The following is an 18,393-nucleotide window of genomic DNA, read 5'->3' as shown; positions in this document are numbered from 1 at the left end:
AGCGCCAGCATTCGGCCTTCGTCGTCGACCTTGCTCACTTGTCCTGCCAACCGGAATGAATGTAGTTGTCGGCGAAGCGCTTCAACGAATCCTGCTTCTTGTCCAGCGGCGCGTCGAAGCCGTGACCGTCGAAAATCCAGGGCACGGTGATGTAGTCGGTCACCCCGATCTCGGCGAGCTCGCGATGTCCGTCCAGCCCGAACTTGTCGATGCACACCGCCTGGAACTCGAAAGGCTTTTCCGCGCGGCCGTATTCGGCGCGCAGCTCGTTGAGCTTGGTGATCGTCTCGGCCAGCTCGGCATGCGTCATCATCGCGCTGGTCCAGCCGTCGCCCACGCGGGCCGCTCTGCGCAGCGCCACGTCGGTGTGGCCGCCCACGTAGAACGGCACCGGCTCGCTGGGCGCCGGGCTCATCTGCAGCCGGTCGAAATCGTAGAACTCGCCGTGGAATTCGACCATGCCGCCGGCCAGTACCAGCTTGATGACCTCGATCATCTCGTCGACGCGCTTGCCGCGGCGCTGATAAGGCACCCCGCACCACTCGAATTCCTCGGGCGCCCAGCCGATCCCGACCCCGAAGCCGAACCGGTTGTTGGTCAGGTTGGCCACCGAACCCACCTGTCGGGCCACCAACAACGGGTTGCGCGACCCCAGCTTCATCACGTTGGTGTAGAACCGCAGCTTGGTGGTGACCGCGCCCATCGCGCCCGCCAGGATCAGCGGGTCCACCCAGGGCGTGTTCTCGTCGAACATCCGCTTACCGTCCGCGGTATAGGGGTAGTCGACGGACTGCTTCTCGAAATAGAAGATCGAATCCGGCAGCGCGATCGAGTCGAACCCGACCTCTTCGGCGGTCTTGGCCAGTTCGATCAGCTGGTCGATCTGACCCATCGCGATGCTGCAGGTGTACTTCATTCGCCGGTCCGCTGCGGTTTGTCCTTACCGACCACCCACATCGAGTAGTACTGGGCGCCGCCACCGTAGGCGTGGCCCAACGCCTTTCGCACATTCGGCACCTGGTGGTCGCCGCCCTTGTCCATCACCTGAATCGCGGCTTCGGCGAAGCGGATCAGGCCGGAGGCGCCGATCGGGTTGGACGAGAGCACCCCGCCGGACGGGTTCACCGGAAGCCGTCCGCCGATCGCCGTCTCGCCGGCCTCGGTGAGCTTCCAGCCTTCGCCCTCCGGGGCGAAACCCAGGCTCTCCAACCACATCGGCTCGAACCAGGAGAACGGCACATAGATCTCGGCGGCGTCGATCTCGTCGATGGGGCTGGTGATCCCGGCGCCCTTCCACAACGCGGCGGCAGCGTCCCGGCTGGCTTGCGGGTTCACCTGGTCGCGACCGGAGAACTGCAGCGGCTCGGTGCGCAGCGCGGTGGCGTGGATCCAGGCCACCGGATGTCCCTGCGCCAGCCGCGCATCGGCGCTCTCCTCGTTGCCGATCACCACGGCCGCGGCGCCGTCGGAGGACGGGCAAGTCTCGTCGTAACGGATCGGGTCCCACAGCATGGGGGATTGCATCACCTTCTCGACGGTGATGTCGGGCTGGTGCAGATGCGCCAACGGGTTACGCGCCCCGTTCAGCCGGTCCTTGACCGCCACCATGGCGCCGATGTGATTGGGCGCCCCGGACCGGCGGATGTAGGACCGCACGTGCGGCGCGAAGTATCCGCCCGCACCGGCACCGACCGGCTTGATGAACGGGATCGGAATCGACAACGCCCACATGGCATTCGACTCCGACTGCTTCTCCCACGCCATCGCCAGCACGCGGCGGTACTTGCCCGACTGCACCAGGCTGGCCGCCACGATCGCGGTGGAACCGCCGACCGAGCCAGCGGTGTGCACCCGGATCAGCGGCTTGCCGGTGGCGCCCATCGCGTCGGACATGAACAGCTCGGGCATCATCACGCCCTCGAAGAAGTCGGGCGCCTTGCCCACCACGACCGCGTCGATATCGTCGAAGGTGGACCCCGAGTCTTCCAGTGCGCGGTCGATGGCCTCGCGCACCAGGCCGTTCATCGACACGTCCTTGCGCTTGGCGACGTACTTGGTCTGCCCGGTGCCCAGCACCGCGGCCAGGTTGGCTCCTGCGCCGGCCATCAGTTCTGTCCTTCCATGACCGCGACCAGATTCTGTTGCAGCGCAGGCCCACTGGTGGCGTGCGCCAGCACCCGCCCCGCCGAGCCGTTCCAGATGTGTTGTGCCGCAAAGCCGATACGTTCCAGCCCGGCGACGAACATCGGGTTCGCGGCCAGCGCGCCGCCGGACGGATTCACTTTGGTGCTGTCGGTCAACCCGATCGCCTCGGTCAGGATCAGATGCTGGTGGGTGAACGGGGCGTGGATCTCGGCGACCTCGATCGCGTCGTTGCCGTTCTTGGCCGCTTTGGCCGACGCCGCGGTGGACGCCGACACCGTCAGGTCGCTGCGCAGCCCGAGCGCGGGCGTCTCGATCCGATGCTCGATTCCCGTTATCCAGGCCGGGTTTTCGCGCAGCTCGCGAGCCCGGTCACCGGCGGCCAGCACGATCGCCGCGGCGCCGTCGGTGATCGGGGCGATGTCGTGCCGTCGCAGTGGGTCGTTGAAGAACGGCCGCGAGAGCAGCTCGTCGATGCTCTCGGCCGGCTGCACCGAGTCGTTGCGCTCCGATTGGGCGAACGAGTCGAGAGCGACCTGCGCCATCTGCTCGGCGGTCCACTTACCGGAGTCCAAACCGACCCGAGCCTGCAGGCCGGCCAACGACACCGAGTCCGGCCACAGCGGCGCGACGGTGTAGGGGTCGGTCTGCCGGGTCAGGATCTGGCGCAGGATTCCCGCCGAGGACTTGCCGAATCCGTACACCAGCGCGGTCTGCACCTCGCCGGTGAGGATCTTGATGTAAGCCTCGTACAGCGCCCAGGCCGCATCCATCTCGACGTGCGACTCGTTGATCGGCGGCATGGCACCGATCGAGTCGATCGCCGAGATGAACGAAAAGGCCCGTCCGGCAAGGTAATCCGAGGAACCCGAGCACCAGAAGCCGATGTCGGACTTGGTGATGCCCAGGTCCTGGTAGAGCTGGGCGAAGCACGGCATCAGCATCTCGACACCGTTGGTGGTGCCGTCGGTGCGGCGGACATGCGGAGCGTGGGCAAAGCCGACCACCGCAACGTTGCGATCACTCATGTGTGGTTGAGCCCTTTACAGGTGGTGCTTGTAGGTGTCGTAGTCGGCGTCCGGTTCGCCGGTGGGCCGGAAGTACTCGATGTTGTCGATGCCGAATCCCCACTCCTCGCGGGGTTTCCAGACCGCCTCCACCCGCATGCCCATCCGGACCTCGTGCGCGTCGACGTCGGCGACCAGGTGCAGGAACGGGATGTCGGCGCCGTCGAGCAGCACGTAGGCCGCCACGTACGGCGGTTTGATGCGCTGGCCCTGGAACGGGATGTTGATGATGGCGAACGTCGTCACCGTGCCTTTGTCGGGCAGTTCGACGAATTCGGTGGTGGGCAGGCCGGTGGCCGGGTCGGCGCCATGCGGCGGGAAGTACACCTTTCCGGATTCGCCGGTCCTGGCCCCGATCAGCTTGCCCTGCGCGATCGCCCGCAGGTAAGCGCTCTCCTCGTGCGAGGCGGTGTGCTGGATGGTCAGCGAGACCGGGGTGACGATCATGGTGACCGGGTCTTTATCGGAGGAGGCCGGTTCGACCGGCTCTTCCTCGTCGCCAGGCACGAAGTAGGCGATGTCGGTGATCGCGCCCACCGTCTCGTCGGCCCAGTGCACGCGCACCCGGTCGCCGGTCTTGATCTGGTCCGGCGTCTTCGCGTCGACCGCGTGGATCAGGGGGGTGTCGGCGCCGTCGAGTTTGATCAGTGCCCAGGCGAACGGGCGGTCCAGCGGCTCACCGCCGAGCGGCTCGGGCTGCCAGGTCCAGGACACCACGGTCCCGACGCTGGCCACCGGTACCATTTCGCCCAGCGGCTCGTAGGTGACCGGGTCATATTCCGGTGGCGGCACGTGCACCCGGCCATCGGAACCGCGTACTCCCAGAACGCGGCGATCACGCAGTGCGGTGAAGAACTTCCCTAGCGTGGGACCCACCGAACGGGTGTAGTCGAAGGACAATGTCAACGGCGCGGAGAGGGGCGGCTCAGGGTGATCGATCAGGGCTGGGCCGCTCGAACTGGCTGTCACGCCTTCGAGTAGAACAGGTTCTAAGAATCGTTTCAACACTGGTCTGGGAGAGACATCGATGAAGCTCGGTCTGCAACTCGGATATTGGGGCGCCCGGCCGCCGGAGAACCACGCGGAACTTGTCGCCGCAGCCGAAGAGGCCGGATTCGATGCGATCTTCACCGCCGAGGCGTGGGGGTCGGACGCCTACACGCCGCTCGCCTGGTGGGGGCGGGAGACGAAGCGGGTACGACTGGGCACCTCGGTGGTGCAGCTGTCCGCGCGTACCCCGACGGCGTGTGCGATGGCCGCGCTGACGTTGGACCACCTCTCCGGTGGGCGGCACATCCTGGGGCTCGGCGTGTCCGGGCCGCAGGTGGTCGAAGGCTGGTACGGAGCCAAGTTCCCCAAGCCGCTGGCCCGCACCCGCGAGTACATCGACATCGTGCGCCAGGTGTGGGCCCGCTCGGCTCCGGTCACCAGTGCCGGCCCGCACTACCCGCTGCCGTTGACCGGTGCGGGCACAACGGGTTTGGGCAAGTCGTTGAAGCCGATCACACACCCGTTGCGTGCCGACATCCCGATCATGCTGGGCGCCGAGGGGCCCAAGAACGTCGCGCTGGCCGCCGAGATCTGCGATGGCTGGCTACCCATCTTCTATTCGCCGCGGATGGCCGACACCTACAACGAATGGCTGGACGAGGGGTTCGCCCGGCCGGGTGCCCGGCGCTCGCGAGAGGACTTCGAGATCTGCGCGACGGCGCAGGTGGTGGTGACCGACGACCGGCCCGGGACGTTCGCCGCGGTCAAGCCGTTCCTGGCGTTGTACATGGGCGGCATGGGTGCCGAGGACACCAACTTCCACGCCGACGTCTACCGCCGGATGGGCTACGCCGAGGTGGTCGACGAGGTCACCAAACTCTTCCGGTCCGACCGCAAGGACGAAGCGGCGAAGGTGATCCCCGACGAACTCGTCGACGACGCCATGATCGTCGGCGACCTGGACTACGTGCGTAAGCAAATCGAAGTCTGGGAGGCGGCCGGCGTCACCATGATGGTGGTCGGCGCCCGCAGCGTTGAGCAGGTACGCGACCTCGCCGCGCTGACCTGACGGGGCGGCTTGCGGCTTCGTTAGAACACGTTCTAGATTGGCCCGGTGGGCTCACAGGGGACGCGCGTCGTCGAACGACATCTCCACGTTGGCGACCGACTGCGTCATCAAGGCCCGCTTGGGCAGGCCCAGCGACGCCAGCTCCCTGCCGTAAGGGTGGTCGCCCAGCCTGATGCGGGCGCCGCCGAGTCGGGTTCGGGCGCCCGTCGTCGTCATCGTCGAGGACGTCTCCCGGGTGACGCCGTCCAAATGCGAATACGTCGTCAGGGTCTGCGCCTTCATCGCCGGGTGCGGCAGGCCGGGGCTGAATTCGATCCCGGCGATCAACTGGCCGTCGGCGCTGACGTCGAAGTCGAACTTGCGGCCCTCCTGAACGTTGAAGTCCGCCATGATCTTCGGGTAGCCCCAGATGGTGCGGCCGGCCTCGAGGGTGAATTCCTGATCGACCGGCAGACGGTGGATGAACGTCGCCGCATCGGCCATCGCGCGAAAACCCTTGGCGTGGGTGCCCGGCCGGTTCACCAGGAACGCCGTGCCGTACTCGTGGTAGCGGCCCAGATCGCCGTCGATGTAGCGGACCAGCAGTTGCAGCAGGATCGCCCGACCGGGCAGGTATTCGAAGACCTGCAGGCCGCTGTAGTCGATCAGCCGCTGCGCGGCTTTGGCGTCGACCGAGAACATCGCGGAGTGCTGGTCGGCTTTGCGGATGACCACCGGCATGGTGAGGACCGTGCCGGCGATGGTGTGTTGCGAGACAGACATGGGGCTTACTGTAATGGGCTCGAGGCAGAAAACTGGAGGCTGTAGATGACTTCGACTATCCCTGAGACGATCCTGAACATCGACCTGGCCGACGGCAACTTCTATGCCGACGGAGTCGGGGCGCGGGAGGCGTATCGCTGGATGCGGTTGAATCAGCCCATCTTTCGTGACCGCAACGGATTGGCCGGCGCGACAACGTATCAGGCCATCCTCGATGCCGAACGCAATCCGGAGCTGTTCTCCAGCACCGGCGGAATCCGGCCCGACCAGCCGGGCATGCCGTACATGATCGACATGGACGATCCGGCGCACCTGGTGCGGCGCAAGCTGGTCAACGCGGGCTTCACCCGTAAGCGGGTCAAGGACAAGGAAGCCGCGATCGGCGAACTGTGCGACACGCTGATCGACGCGGTGTGCGAACGCGGCGAGTGCGACTTCGTCCGCGACATCGCCGCGCCGCTGCCGATGGCAGTGATCGGCGACATGCTCGGGGTGCTGCCCTCGGACCGGGAGATGCTGCTGAAGTGGTCCGACGACCTGGTGTGCGGGCTCTCGTCGCACATCGACCCGACGTCCGTGGAATTCCAGACGGTGATGGAGGCGTTCGCCGGATACACCGCGTTCACCATGGACCTGATCGGCAAGCGTCGCGCCGAGCCCACCGACGACCTCTACTCGATCCTGATCAACGCCGAGGTCGAGGGCCAGCGGATGTCGGACGACGAGATCGTCATGGAGACGCTGCTGATCCTGATCGGCGGCGACGAGACCACCCGGCACACGCTGAGCGGCGGCACCGAACAGCTGGTGCGCAACCGTGCGCAGTTTGCGGAGCTGGTGGCCGACCCGTCGTTGCTGCCGGGTGCGATCGAGGAGATGCTGCGCTGGACCTCGCCGGTGAAGAACATGTGCCGGACGTTGACGGCTGACGCCGAATTCCACGGCACCTCGCTGAAGGCCGGGGAGAAGATCATGCTGCTGTTCGAGTCGGCGAACTTCGACGAGTCGCAGTTCGATCAGCCAGAGGTATTCGATATCCGGCGGAACCCTAACTCGCACTTGGCCTTTGGCTTCGGAACGCACTTCTGCATGGGCAATCAGCTGGCCCGGCTGGAGCTGTCGATGATGACCGAACGGGTGTTGCGGCGGCTGCCGGATCTGCGGTTGGCCGACGAGTCGGCGTTGCCGCTGCGGCCGGCGAACTTCGTGAGTGGGCTGGAGTCGATGCCGGTGGTGTTCACGCCGAGCGCGCCGGTGTTGTCGTAGGTTCGGGACACGCGCAGAGGTCCGGCGCCAGCGCATTTGATCGTCAGCCCGCCGACCCGGCATCGCCCAAGGGGCCGCCTACGTGACCAGGGTGTGTTTCTACAGGACCGACTGCATCCATGAGGCAGGGCTACCGCCTTCACCGTCGGGGTCGTCGTCGGGTTGGTTGCGCTGATGCAAGAAAGTGCGCCACGCTTGCTGGATTCGGCGTTGACAGTCCTGCTCGATCTGCTCTCGCACGTGGGCAGGAATGGGTCGGTCGCCGAATCGGTTAATGCACGCACCTCACGTTCCTGCTCGGCGGCGTGCCAGTCCGCGATTTGCTGCGCCACCATGTGGTGGTAGCGGGCACGGAACTCCTCAGCAGCCGGGTCCTCCAGCTCTGCGGTGTCTTCCTCGTCTCCGGTGTCGAGGTCAGGGATGTCCTCGACCCGCTTACCCAACGCGCGGGCCAGCTCTTCCCGCGACGGCACCGTGCCTGAGCGCAGAGCTTCCTGCATCAACGGGTGTAGATGCGGGATGTCCGACATGATCAGATCTTGGGGATCCAGCCAGACCACGTCGGTGACAACACAAAACCCCGTCCTTGCGGGTCTTTGCAGGCGGTCGTTCCTTTGTCATCGACACCACACGTCACGCCAAACACCGTCAATGTGTGGAATGGCGGCAACACGTTGCTGAGCGAGGTGTCATCGCAGGGCATTCCAACCTCTCGTAACCCGATGTCTGTGCTGATCTCATTCGCGCCGTAATTTCGTTTTGGCGGATCACATACCGGGGGTATGGACGGAAGCCTGTTGCCTACGCAGCTTGCAGACGATGACTGCCCGAAAGTGCATTCGACACCATCAGGGGTTCGAAAACCGTAGGTAGTCAACTTGTTGGGTCGTCCGGGGTTTTCGGTTTGCCACATGTAGTCGTCGGGGTTGGCTGGGGTGTAGTTGCTCATGTCTGGGAATCTGGCGGCTTCGGGTGATTTGGATGGGTCGGTGGTGGGTGTAGGTGTGTCTGCGGTGGCCGTGCACGCCGAGGCTAGCCCTGCGGTGGTGGAGAACAGCAGTGCCGTTATGAGACGAATCATCAAATCGTCCTGTGGATCGGGGAAATGTAGGTCATCGCTGTGCTGATTGGGTGTTCACACGGATGTCCTGTACGTCGTAGTGCACGGGTCCGATGGGGTTGCCTTGGTGATCTTTTTTGGTTGGAACCATTGGCTGCCAAAAAGGCCAAGATTGTCCAGGGTTGATCCTGGCAGGATATAGCCGCCTCAAGGGCTGGGACGCTGTTGGGAGATCCAGGGGCGCGTTACTCATCACCATGGTGGTGTTAGGCGGTACGACGCAGGCGGGGCTATCACCGACGTGAACTTCGAAAGTCGGAATTCATTTCGCGTGGTTGTCTTGAAGTTGTTACCCGAAAGGTTTGCCGTCGATTTCGCGGTCGCCGTCGGGTGGGTTGCGTAGACGTACGACAGAGAGCCCCAACGGTGGCTAGATTCGGCGTTCACAGTTCTGCTCGATCTGCTCGCGCGCGTGGGCAGTAACGGGGGTCGGCCGCCGAAATCAGTCAAGGCACGCATCACGTCCAGCTCGCCCGCCTGCCAGTCCGCTGCATTGTCTGACATGTTCAGACTTTCGGAATCCAGCCGGACCACGTCGGTGACAACACGAAAGCCTGTCCTTGCGGGTCTTTGCAGGCCGTCGTTCCCTTGTCATCGACGCCGCATGTCACGCCGTACACCGTGAGGGTGTGGAATGGCGGCAATACCTTCGCGGCGGGTGGCGCATCGCACTTGCTGTCGCCGTATTGTTGCAATCCGCTATTAGTACTTATCCCGTACAATGCGAATTTTTGATTCGATGGATCACATAGTGCTCGGGGCATCGAAGGGAAATGGATTCCGGTACAGCCTGCTGACGGACTTTGTTCGAAGCCGCACTCGATCCCGTCTGGTGTGGTGAAGCCGTATCTGGTCATCTTGGCACCGGGTCGGCCTGGGGTTTCGTATTCAGTCTTGTAGTTGTCGGGGTTTGCTGCCGTGTAACTGTCCATGTTGGGGAACCGTGCGGCATCCGCAAATCTGGGCTCGGTGGTGGGTGTGGGTGTGTCGGCGGTGGCTGTGCACGCCGAAGCCAGCCCCGCGAGGGTGAGCAAGAGTGCCGTTATGAGGCGAATCATCGGGCTGTCCTATAGCTCCTGGAAGCATCGGTCATCGTTGTTCGGGCGTATTCACTCGGATGTCCTGCACGTCGTAGTGCACAGGGAGCGGATTGCCCAATGCGTCTTTGGGTCCCCACCACTGACTACCGAAGATTCCAACGTTGTTCAGGGTTGATCCTGGCAGGATGTAGCCGCCGTAGGGGGCTGGGACGTTGTTGGGGGATCCAGGGGCGTTGCTCATCACCACGATAGGGCTAGACCGTACTACGCTGGTAGGGCTGTCACCGACGTGAACCTCGACGGTGAAATTCTCCGGTTGACCGTTGCGAAAGTTTGCTCCAGCAAGGACGGCTTTGCCGTCGATTTCGCGGAAGCTGATTTCTCCCCCATTTCTGATTGGGCGGGGTGATCGTGGCGGTGGCTGGTTGCCCTGCGGTTCCCCAGGAGTTGTTGGCGGGGTTTGTAGGGCTGCCAGGCGCCGCGGTCGGCGATGTGTTCGGGATCCACGCGGTACACGCTGACGCCGCTGTTGCGGTCGAAGTTATCGGCCGCGATGTAAACGTTGCCGTCGCTTCCTTGGAAGCCGCTGATTTGGGTGGGTGCGCTGCTTGATCCGGTGGACCGGTAGGTGTCCAGGGGGTGGCCGTGGCCGTCGGTCTCGACTGCGCGCCACCCTCCGGCCGGGTTGTTGTTGACTTCGACCAGCCAGGAACCCACGGGTTTGAGTGGGTCGGCGGCGGTGGTGTTGGTGCCCACGACCATCATGTAGGTGCGTCCGTCGCGGGTAGTGATGCTGCCTGCCGGCAGGGTGTTGTTGGCTCCTGCCTTGATGGCTGCTTGCGGCAACGGGAACAACGGGCTCGAACCCTGCACCTCGTTGGGTAAGCCCGGATTGAGCGTTGTCCCATTCAACGGGGACCCGAAATGTGGTCGTCCCTGTTCGTCGAAAGTGACGGGTACCGCCACCGAGGAGTAGTGCGGGTTGCCTTCACCACCGACCCCGGGGTTGGCGTAGGAATCTCCGAATATGGCCACGTATTTGCCGTTGGGGAGCTGGATGACTTCGCCGAGATCAGCAGCCCTGATGCCCGGAATGGCGCCTGGGTTGTCGGTGCCGGCGACAGCGCCGCGATTGGCGACTTGACCAGGTGCCAGCGGCGGGGGTGCCAGCTTCGGTCCGTTCGCTCCGCCCAGCGCGGCGACTGCGTTGCTGATGGCGGTGGCGGTGTTGGTGTCGGCTACGCCTAACTCGTCGGCCAATCGCCCTAGGTTCCCGCCCTCGGTGGCGGCCTCGTTTGCTCGCCGGTTCTGTAGCTGGGTGATCTGCTCTTGTAGGCCCGCCGTGTCGGCGGGGTCCATCATTGTGGCGAGTTTCCGAGCAGCGGCGTAGTCGTAGGTGTCTTTGACATCCCAGTTTTCGGAAACCTCGAAGTGGTTCCCTTCCAAGCCCCGGGCCTTGGATTTCAGGCCGTCAATCATCGGCCCCATGGTCTTCTTGCCGTTCTCGTAGGCATCGGCCAACGCGTCCAGGTCGGCGGCAACGATACGGTTCTGGGTCAGCTCACGATCTGAGCGGGCTACGGCCGATTCGCGGGCCGCTCCCTCCCAGTCGAACTCCTGGACCGTCGTGTGGACCCTTTCGCCGGAGGAGGCCAGGGTTTTCGCGGCATCGCGCAGCGGCTGGGCGATATTCCCCAGGGCGTTGACGTTGGCCTTGAACACCTGACTCTTCTGCGGGCGACCCATGGCGCTACTTGCGGGACAGGTTCATATCGCCCATACCGGTCAAGCCGGCGGCGACCTGCTCAGACATCCACGGCGGCTTCACGGTGCCCCCCAGGGTCAAGTCTGACAGCTCGTACGCGTTGCCCGTGTTGCGAAACAGATTCGCCATGATTTCGTCGCGTCCCCCCACGATTTTCAACGCTGACTTCACCGCATCATTAGCCGCGCTGAGCTTGCCGGCGGTCTCGAAACCTTCCAGCCCTGCTTTTGCGGCTGTCTCATCGGGCACGACAATCCCGGCGATCACCGCCTTCTCGGCGTCGAGTTTGCTTGCGCCCGAACGCAACTCGCTCGGAGTGACCCTGAGAGTCATCGGCTGCCCCGCTCCTTCCCCCGCAGCTAGCCGACAGCTAACTGATGCCAAGAAATCCTACCGGCGTGCATCGCAAAAAGGGCCGGTCTATTCAGCAGCACTGCGCGGCGCACGGTCGATGACGCTGATCGCGCGCTGCGATGTGTGGCGGTTTCGGCACCGGGGGAGGGCTTTAGCGCATCTTGAACTGCGGCGCTCGCTTCTCGGCGAACGCCCGGGGCCCCTCCTTGGCGTCCTCGGACAAGAACACCGGGATACCGTTAGCGGTGTCGGGCTTGAACGCCTCGTTCTCGTGCATGCCCTCGGTCTCGCGGATGGTCTTCAGGATCGCCTGGACCGCCAACGGCCCGTTGTTGGAGATCACCTCGGCGATCTCCAACGCCTTGGTCAGCGCCTGACCGTCGGGCACGACGTGGCCGATCAGCCCGATCTCCTTGGCCTCGGTGGCGGTGATGTGTCGTCCGGTCAGCAGCAGGTCGCACGCCACCGTATAGGGGATCTGGCGGACCAGGCGCACCGCGGATCCGCCCATCGGATACAGACTCCACTTCGCCTCGGAAATGCCGAACTTGGCGCTCTCGCCCGCCACCCGGATATCGGTGCCCTGCAGAATCTCGGTGCCACCGGCGATCGCGGGGCCCTCGACGGCCGCGATCAACGGTTTCGTCAGCCGCCGGCCCTTCAAAAGGGCATCGATCCGTGACGGGTCGTAGCTGCCGTCCTTGAACGAGTCGCCCGGCGGCTTCGCGGTTGCCGTCTTGAGGTCCATCCCAGCGCAAAAGTAGCCACCGGCGCCGGTCAGAACGCAGACGCGGATGTCGGGGTCGTTGTCGACGCGGTCCCACGCCTCGACCATGATCTGCATCATTTCGGTGCTCAGCGCGTTGCGGCGATGCGGTCGGTTCATCGTCACGATCAGGGTATGACCACGCTGCTCGACCAGTGCGTCCGGTCCAGATTCGTTTGCTGGCGTCTCAGACACTACAACCGCCTTTCGCGCGTCAGGGGGAGTCAGCTTGTCAAGAAATGTAACACGTTCTAATTTGGTGGCCGTGGCTCTGAATATTGCTGACCTCGCCGAGCACGCCATCGACGCTGTGCCCGACCGTGTAGCCCTCATCTGCGGTGACGAGCAGTTGACCTACGCCCAACTGGAAGAGAAGTCCAACCGCCTCGGGCACTACCTGCTCGACCACGGGGTGCAAAAAGGCGACAAGGTGGGCCTGTACTGCCGCAACCGCATCGAGATCGTGATCGCGATGCTTGGCATCATCAAAGCGGGCGCCATCCTGGTCAACGTCAACTTCCGCTATGTCGAGGGCGAACTGCGTTACCTGTTCGAGAACTCCGACATGGTGGCGCTGGTACATGAGCGCCAGTACTCCGACCGGGTCGCCAACGTGTTGCCGGACACCCCCAACGTCAAGACGATCCTGGTGGTCGAGGACGGCTCCGACAAGGACTACCGGCGCTACGGCGGCGTCGAGTTCTACGAAGCGATCGCCGAGGGCTCCCCGGAGCGGGACTTCGACGAGCGCAGCGCCGACGACATCTACCTGCTCTACACCGGTGGCACGACGGGCTTCCCGAAGGGCGTGATGTGGCGCCACGAGGACATCTACCGGGTGCTGTTCGGCGGAACCGACTTCGCCACAGGCGAATTCATCAAAGACGAGTACGACCTCGCCAAGGCCGCGGCCGCCAACCCGCCGATGGTCCGCTACCCGATCCCGCCGATGATCCACGGCGCCACCCAATCGGCCACCTGGATGTCGATCTTCAGCGGCCAAACCACCGTGCTGGCACCGGAATTCAACGCCGACGAGGTGTGGCGCACCATCCACACGCACAAGGTGAACCTGCTGTTCTTCACCGGTGACGCGATGGCCCGCCCGCTGCTGGACGCTCTGCTGGCCCATCAGGACGCCGGCAACGAGTACGACCTGTCGTCGCTGTTCCTGCTCGCCAGCACCGCCGCGCTGTTCTCGCCGAGCATCAAGGAGAAATTCCTCGAGCTGCTGCCGAACCGGGTCATCACCGACTCGATCGGGGCATCCGAGACCGGATTCGGCGGCACCAGCATCGTCACAAAGGATTCCCCGCCCAGTGGGGGACCCCGCGTCACCATCGACCACCGCACCGTCGTCCTCGACGAAGACGGCAACGAGGTCAAGCCCGGCAGCGGTAAGCGCGGCTTCATCGCCAAAAAGGGCAACATTCCGGTCGGCTACTACAAAGACGAGAAGAAGACCGCCGAGACGTTCAAGACCATCAACGGAGTGCGCTACGCGATCCCCGGTGACTACGCACTGGTCGAAGAGGACGGCAGCGTCACCATGCTGGGCCGCGGCTCGGTGTCGATCAACAGCGGCGGTGAGAAGATCTACCCCGAAGAGGTAGAGGCGGCGCTCAAGGGCCATCCCGACGTGTTCGACGCGTTGGTGGTCGGGGTCCCCGACCCGCGCTACGGACAGCACGTCGCGGCTGTGGTGCAGGCCCGGGAGGGAGCACGCCCGTCGCTGGCCGAGCTGGACCGGTTCGTGCGCTCGGAGATCGCGGGATACAAAGTGCCGCGCAGTCTTTGGTTCGTCGACGAGGTGAAGCGCTCACCGGCCGGCAAGCCGGACTACCGCTGGGCCAAGGAGCAGACCGAGGCCCGGCCGGCCGACGACGTGCACGCCGCACACGTGACCGCCTGACATAGCCGGCTGCTAGCCCGGGGCGCCCACCGTGCCCCGGGCGCCGGTGTTCCCGGCGGTGCCGTCGACGCCGTCAACTCCGTACTCACCCACATTGGCGGGATTGGCGGCGGTGCCCGGGGCGCCACGGTCACCTCCGTCGCCGCCCGCTCCGCCGAGGCCACCGAAGCCCGCATCGCCGCCCGAGCCGCCGGCGGCCTGACCGGTGGGTCCGAAGCCGCCGGCCCCGCCCTGCCCACCGTTGCCGCCCTGCCCGCCGTCGGCGCCGTGTCCGCCGTTTCCGCCGTTGCCGCCGTTACCGCTGGCGGCATTCGATGCGGCGGGACCGCCGTTGCCGCCACTGCCGCCGTCGCCGCCGGCCGCGCCTACCCCGCCGGTGCCGCCCTCGCCCCCCAGGCCGCCTTTGCCACCGACCGCGCCGGTCAGATCGCCAATCGTGCCGGCATTGCCGCCCGCGCCGCCCGTGCCGCCGTTGCCGCCGGTGCCGCCGGTGCTGTTCAGTCCGCCGGCGTCGCCGCCGCGGCCACCGGTTCCACCGTTACCACCTGGCTCGTACGCGCTGTAGCTAAGGCCACCGTTGCCGCCGTTGCCGCCGTTGCCGCCGATGCCTCCCGCTCCGCCGTTGCCACCGTCGCCTGCGTGGTAGTAGAAGTCGACATCAAAGGCGTTCGGACTGAGCACTTCTCCGCCGTCGCCACCGTTTCCGCCGTTGCCGCCGTCGCCCCCGGTACCGCCGTCACCACCGTGGCCGCCCTGGCTGGGGAAGTTGTTGTTGACGGTGCGGTCGGCGTCGCCGCCGCGCCCACCGTTGCCGCCGTTCGCGCCGGTGCCGCCATTGCCGCCGTCGCCACCGGCGCCGCCCTTGGCGACGATCATGTTGCCGCTGGTGCCGGTGCCGCCGTCGCCGCCGTTGCCACCTTTTTGGCCGGTCGTCACGCCATTTACGCCGTCTGCACCGTCCGTACCCCAGGGGATGCCGGGTTTGCCGTCGGCGCCGTCGACGGCATTGTCGATGTGTATCTGCGGGGGATTGACGCCCTTGCCGCCGGTACCGCCCGAGCCGCCTTGCCCGCCGGTTCCGCCGTTGCCGACGGTGCCCGGGTTGCCGTCTGCGCCGCCGCCGTCGCCGCCCGCACCGGCCAGGCCGCCGTTTCCGCCGTTCCCGCCGATCCCTCCCCGGCCGCCGTCGCCGCCGGTGGTGTGCGCAGCGGCGCCGGTGCTGGTTCCGCCTACCCCGCCTTGGCCGCCGTTGCCGGCCTTCCCGCCGTCGCCTCCGGTGCCCCCGCCGACACCGTCGACGCCGTCACCGCCCTTGCCGCCGTTCCCTCCGTTGCCGCCCTGGCCGCCGGTGCCTCCGGTGCCGCCGGTGCTGCCGTCGGTGCTGTCGGCGCCGCGCGCACCGGTGGCACCCTGGCCACCATTGCCGCCATTTCCGCCGAGACCGCCCTGGCCCACGTTGCCGGCGGTGCCGTCCACGCCTGCGTCGCCGCCGGCTCCGGCGTTGCCGCCGCGGCCGCCGTCGCCGCCGTCGCCGCCCCGGGCACCGTCGGTGGTGCCGGCCCCGGCTCGGGCGCCCGCGCCGCCCCTGCCTCCCATGCCACCGTCGCCGCCCTTACCGCCGCCGGCACCGGCCGCGCCACCGGCACCGGCGTTGCCTCCTCTACCGCCGCCACCACCGTCACCGCCGGCCTGACCGAGGGCGCCGCCGTCGTTGCCGCGGACACCGTCGCCCCCTTGCCCGCCGTTGCCGCCGGCGCCACCGTTACCGCCGCCCGCGCCGCCGGCGCCCCCTTGGCCACCGTTGCCGCCGGCGAAGCCGGCGGCACCCGACGCGCCCGGCGTGCTGGTCGACTTGCCGCCGGGCCCGCCGCCACCACCGTTGCCGCCCTTGCCGCCGTTACCCCCGGACCCGAGTTGTCCCTGGGCGCCGGTAGTGCCGCCGGTTCCGCCGCTGCCGGCGTCGCCACCGGCCCCGCCCGCGCCCGCATCGCCGCCGGCGCCTCCTTTACCACCGTCACCCCCGACGCCGGTGTCGTTGGCGAACCCGGATCCGCCGTTGCCGCCGTAGCCGCCGCCACCGCCCAGACCGCCGTGGCCGCCGCTGCCGTTGGTGCCGCCGGCGCCGGAATTGCCGCCCTGGCCGCCTCTGCCGCCCTTGCCGCCGGCGAAACCGTCGGTGCCGTCGGCTCCGGTATTCGACGCCCCGGTGGTGCCGTTGCCGCCGGTCCCGCCCGTGCCGCCGGTTCCGCCGGTACCGCCGGTACCGGCGTCGCCGTGGGCACCATCGGCACCGCCGTGCCCGCCACTGCCGACGGCTCCGCCCGCGCCGCCCTGGCCGGCGTCTCCGCCGGTGCCGCCGGCGCCACCGTCGTGGCCGATACCGCTGGGGTTGGTGGCACCCGACCCGCCGGTGCCGCCGGTGCCACCCTGCCCGCCGGTGCCGCCCTGCCCACCGGTGCCGTTGGTGCCGCCGGTGCCGGTGTTGCCACCCGCCCCGCCCTGTCCGCCGGCACCGCCGGCGAACCCGGCATTGCCCGGGGCGCCGGAGCCGGCGGCGGCGTCGGTGCCGTTACTGCCGGTGCCTCCGTCTCCGCCGCGGCCTCCGGTGCCGCCGGTGCCGGCGTTGCCGACGGCGCCGCCCTGGCCGCCGGTGCCGGCCGCGCCACCGAGTCCGGCATCGCCACCCGCGCCGCCGCTTCCGCCTGTCGCCCCGTTGCTGCCGGCCGCGGCTGCGCCGCCCGACCCACCCTTGCCGCCCCCGCCACCGTTACCGCCGGTGCCGCCCGAGCCGTTGATTCCACCGTCGACCGCGTTGCCGCCTTGGCCGCCTTGACCGCCCCGCCCGCCGGCGAAGCCGTCACCGCCTACCAGCCCGGTTCCGGAGTTCGTGCCCTGCAGTCCGGTCCCGCCGGCGCCGCCCGTGCCGCCGGTGCCGCCGGTGCCGGTGCTGCCCGCATGGCCGGCGACACCGAACAACCCGCCGGCGGCCCGCCGGCACCGGCGTGGCCGGACACACCGCCCTGACCGCCCGTGCCGCCGCTGCCCCCGATACCGCCAAGCCCGGCGAGTGCGCCGTCCGCGCCGGTTCCCCGACGCCGCCGGTGCCGCCCGCGCCGGCCGCTCCGCCGTGCCCGCCCGGGCCCAGCAGCAGCGCGCCGTGGCCACCGGCTCCGCCGTCGCCGCCGATTCCGCCGGTGCCGCCCGCGGAGCCGGTAGCGCCGGTGCCGCCGGTGCCACCGATGCCTCCTGCGCCGCCGGCACCGCCGCGGGCCAGCAGGCCACCAGCGCCGCCGGTCCCGCCGTGCCCGCCGCCGCCGCCGGTGCCGCCGCCGTCGATCCCCGGGTCGCCGGCGCCGCCCGCCCGCCGGCACCGCCGGCACCGAACAGCCATTCCGCGCGTCCGCCGGCCCCGCCGGTGCCACCTCCCGTTCCACCGGTACCCCCGGCGCCGCCACCGCCCCAGAGCAGCCCGCCGTTGCCTCCGGCACCGCCGGTGCCGCCGCCGGAGCCGCCCGTGCGCGCCGCCGACGCCGAGTAGCCAGCCGCCGTTGCCACCCGCACCGCCGCTACTGCCCGCGCCGCCGGTGCCGCCGGCGCCGCCACGGCCCAACAACCCCGCCGACCCGCCGTTGCCGCCGGCCTGTCCCGCGGCGCCGGCCGCGCCGTTACCGCCGTTGCCCAACAACCAGCCGCCGTCGCCGCCGTTGCCGCCGGGGGTGGTGGCGTCGGCGCCGTTGCCGAACAGGGGTCGCCCGAAGATGGCGGGCTGGGCGATGGCGGCGGCCGACGCGGACTCGGTGCTCGAGTAGGCCGCGGCCGCGGCGCTGATCGCGCCGGTGAATTGCTGGTGGAAGGCGGCCGCCTGCGCGCTGACCGCTTGGTAGGCGCTGCCGTGCGCACCGAACAGCGCGGCGATCTGCGCCGATACCTCGTCGGCGGCCGCTGCGGCCAGGTTGGTGGTGGAACGTGCGGCAACAGCGTTCGCCTGGTGCAGGGCCGACCAGATCTCGGTCAGGTCTTCGGTCGCGGCGGCGATCACAGCGGGCGAGGCGAATAGGAACGACATCACGCGACTCCGACGAATATTGGAGGATCATTCTAGAATTAACGTCAACGTCAACTAATTTGAAATCTATCGCA

The 18,393-nt window shown here is 67.4% G+C and carries 14 protein-coding genes and 1 pseudogene; 3 read left to right on the top strand and 12 right to left on the bottom strand.

From position 1 onward, the window contains the following. Positions 1-34: 34 nt before the first annotated feature. The 4 genes from L6444_RS27190 to L6444_RS27175 are packed head-to-tail and all read right to left on the bottom strand — an operon-like array spanning position 35 to position 4,178. Entirely contained in the window at positions 35-916 is an 882-nt protein-coding gene (locus L6444_RS27190) for a TIGR03619 family F420-dependent LLM class oxidoreductase (protein WP_236978366.1), read from the bottom strand. After that, complete coding sequence (locus L6444_RS27185; protein ID WP_236978365.1) at positions 913-2,106, bottom strand: thiolase domain-containing protein; 1,194 nt, start codon at positions 2,104-2,106, stop codon at positions 913-915. Before L6444_RS27185 ends, L6444_RS27190 begins: the two co-directional genes overlap by 4 nt. Then, entirely contained in the window at positions 2,106-3,170 is a 1,065-nt protein-coding gene (locus L6444_RS27180; protein ID WP_236978364.1) for a thiolase domain-containing protein, read from the bottom strand. The genes L6444_RS27185 and L6444_RS27180 overlap by 1 nt, the downstream gene beginning before the upstream one ends. Positions 3,171-3,185: 15 nt before the next feature. After that, complete coding sequence (locus L6444_RS27175) at positions 3,186-4,178, bottom strand: Zn-ribbon domain-containing OB-fold protein (RefSeq protein WP_236978363.1); 993 nt, start codon at positions 4,176-4,178, stop codon at positions 3,186-3,188. A 58-nt stretch (positions 4,179-4,236) separates the two neighbouring features. Between L6444_RS27175 and L6444_RS27170 the strand changes: the two genes are divergently transcribed. Beyond that, on the top strand, positions 4,237-5,268 hold the full coding sequence (locus tag L6444_RS27170; protein WP_236978361.1) for an LLM class F420-dependent oxidoreductase: 1,032 nt from the start codon (positions 4,237-4,239) through the stop codon (positions 5,266-5,268). Positions 5,269-5,319: 51 nt separating this feature from the next. Here L6444_RS27170 and L6444_RS27165 read toward each other — a convergent pair whose 3' ends face one another. Continuing rightward, entirely contained in the window at positions 5,320-6,030 is a 711-nt protein-coding gene (locus L6444_RS27165; RefSeq protein WP_236978357.1) for an acetoacetate decarboxylase family protein, read from the bottom strand. Between the two features lie 45 nt (positions 6,031-6,075). On the opposite strand from L6444_RS27165, the gene L6444_RS27160 reads away from it, so the two are divergent. Further along, on the top strand, positions 6,076-7,296 hold the full coding sequence (locus L6444_RS27160; protein ID WP_236978355.1) for a cytochrome P450: 1,221 nt from the start codon (positions 6,076-6,078) through the stop codon (positions 7,294-7,296). Between the two features lie 532 nt (positions 7,297-7,828). Here L6444_RS27160 and L6444_RS27155 read toward each other — a convergent pair. From L6444_RS27155 to L6444_RS27130, 6 genes are all read right to left on the bottom strand, one after another. Beyond that, a complete protein-coding gene (locus L6444_RS27155) occupies positions 7,829-8,245 on the bottom strand; it encodes an SUR7/PalI family protein (protein ID WP_236978351.1) in 417 nt (138 codons plus the stop codon). A 677-nt stretch (positions 8,246-8,922) separates the two neighbouring features. Then, entirely contained in the window at positions 8,923-9,474 is a 552-nt protein-coding gene (locus tag L6444_RS27150; protein ID WP_236978350.1) for a hypothetical protein, read from the bottom strand. A gap of 31 nt (positions 9,475-9,505) precedes the next feature. Next, positions 9,506-9,697: a DUF4185 domain-containing protein gene (locus tag L6444_RS27145; RefSeq protein ID WP_236978349.1), complete on the bottom strand. Its 192-nt coding sequence runs from the start codon at positions 9,695-9,697 to the stop codon at positions 9,506-9,508. Positions 9,698-9,720: 23 nt separating this feature from the next. Beyond that, complete coding sequence (locus L6444_RS27140; protein WP_236978348.1) at positions 9,721-11,202, bottom strand: DUF4185 domain-containing protein; 1,482 nt, start codon at positions 11,200-11,202, stop codon at positions 9,721-9,723. 4 nt (positions 11,203-11,206) lie between these two features. Next, positions 11,207-11,554: a hypothetical protein gene (locus L6444_RS27135; RefSeq protein WP_236978344.1), complete on the bottom strand. Its 348-nt coding sequence runs from the start codon at positions 11,552-11,554 to the stop codon at positions 11,207-11,209. A 172-nt stretch (positions 11,555-11,726) separates the two neighbouring features. After that, entirely contained in the window at positions 11,727-12,536 is an 810-nt protein-coding gene (locus L6444_RS27130; RefSeq protein WP_255731075.1) for a crotonase/enoyl-CoA hydratase family protein, read from the bottom strand. Between the two features lie 64 nt (positions 12,537-12,600). Between L6444_RS27130 and L6444_RS27125 the strand changes: the two genes are divergently transcribed. Beyond that, positions 12,601-14,253: an acyl-CoA synthetase gene (locus L6444_RS27125; protein ID WP_236978343.1), complete on the top strand. Its 1,653-nt coding sequence runs from the start codon at positions 12,601-12,603 to the stop codon at positions 14,251-14,253. Positions 14,254-14,265: 12 nt separating this feature from the next. Here the strand turns inward: L6444_RS27125 and L6444_RS27120 are convergent. Then, positions 14,266-18,319 (bottom strand): annotated as a pseudogene (locus L6444_RS27120) (PE family protein). Positions 18,320-18,393 lie beyond the last annotated feature (74 nt).

Origin of the sequence: Mycobacterium kiyosense, assembly GCA_021654635.1 — a bacterium.
Classification (GTDB): Bacteria; Actinomycetota; Actinomycetes; order Mycobacteriales; family Mycobacteriaceae; genus Mycobacterium; species Mycobacterium kiyosense.
Note: the sequence above shows the minus strand (reverse complement) of the source record. Positions and strands in the feature narration are given on the sequence as shown.

Bases quoted from the DNA above. Each gene is read 5' to 3' on its own strand.
- L6444_RS27190 (WP_236978366.1), bottom strand. From the start codon at position 916: ATGAAGTACACCTGCAGCATCGCGATGGGTCAGATCGACCAGCTGATC.
- L6444_RS27185 (WP_236978365.1), bottom strand. From the start codon at position 2,106: ATGGCCGGCGCAGGAGCCAACCTGGCCGCGGTGCTGGGCACCGGGCAG.
- L6444_RS27180 (WP_236978364.1), bottom strand. From the start codon at position 3,170: ATGAGTGATCGCAACGTTGCGGTGGTCGGCTTTGCCCACGCTCCGCAT.
- L6444_RS27170 (WP_236978361.1), top strand. From the start codon at position 4,237: ATGAAGCTCGGTCTGCAACTCGGATATTGGGGCGCCCGGCCGCCGGAG.
- L6444_RS27165 (WP_236978357.1), bottom strand. From the start codon at position 6,030: ATGTCTGTCTCGCAACACACCATCGCCGGCACGGTCCTCACCATGCCG.
- L6444_RS27160 (WP_236978355.1), top strand. From the start codon at position 6,076: ATGACTTCGACTATCCCTGAGACGATCCTGAACATCGACCTGGCCGAC.
- L6444_RS27155 (WP_236978351.1), bottom strand. From the start codon at position 8,245: ATGAGCAACTACACCCCAGCCAACCCCGACGACTACATGTGGCAAACC.
- L6444_RS27150 (WP_236978350.1), bottom strand. From the start codon at position 9,474: ATGATTCGCCTCATAACGGCACTCTTGCTCACCCTCGCGGGGCTGGCT.
- L6444_RS27145 (WP_236978349.1), bottom strand. From the start codon at position 9,697: ATGAGCAACGCCCCTGGATCCCCCAACAACGTCCCAGCCCCCTACGGC.
- L6444_RS27140 (WP_236978348.1), bottom strand. From the start codon at position 11,202: ATGGGTCGCCCGCAGAAGAGTCAGGTGTTCAAGGCCAACGTCAACGCC.
- L6444_RS27135 (WP_236978344.1), bottom strand. From the start codon at position 11,554: ATGACTCTCAGGGTCACTCCGAGCGAGTTGCGTTCGGGCGCAAGCAAA.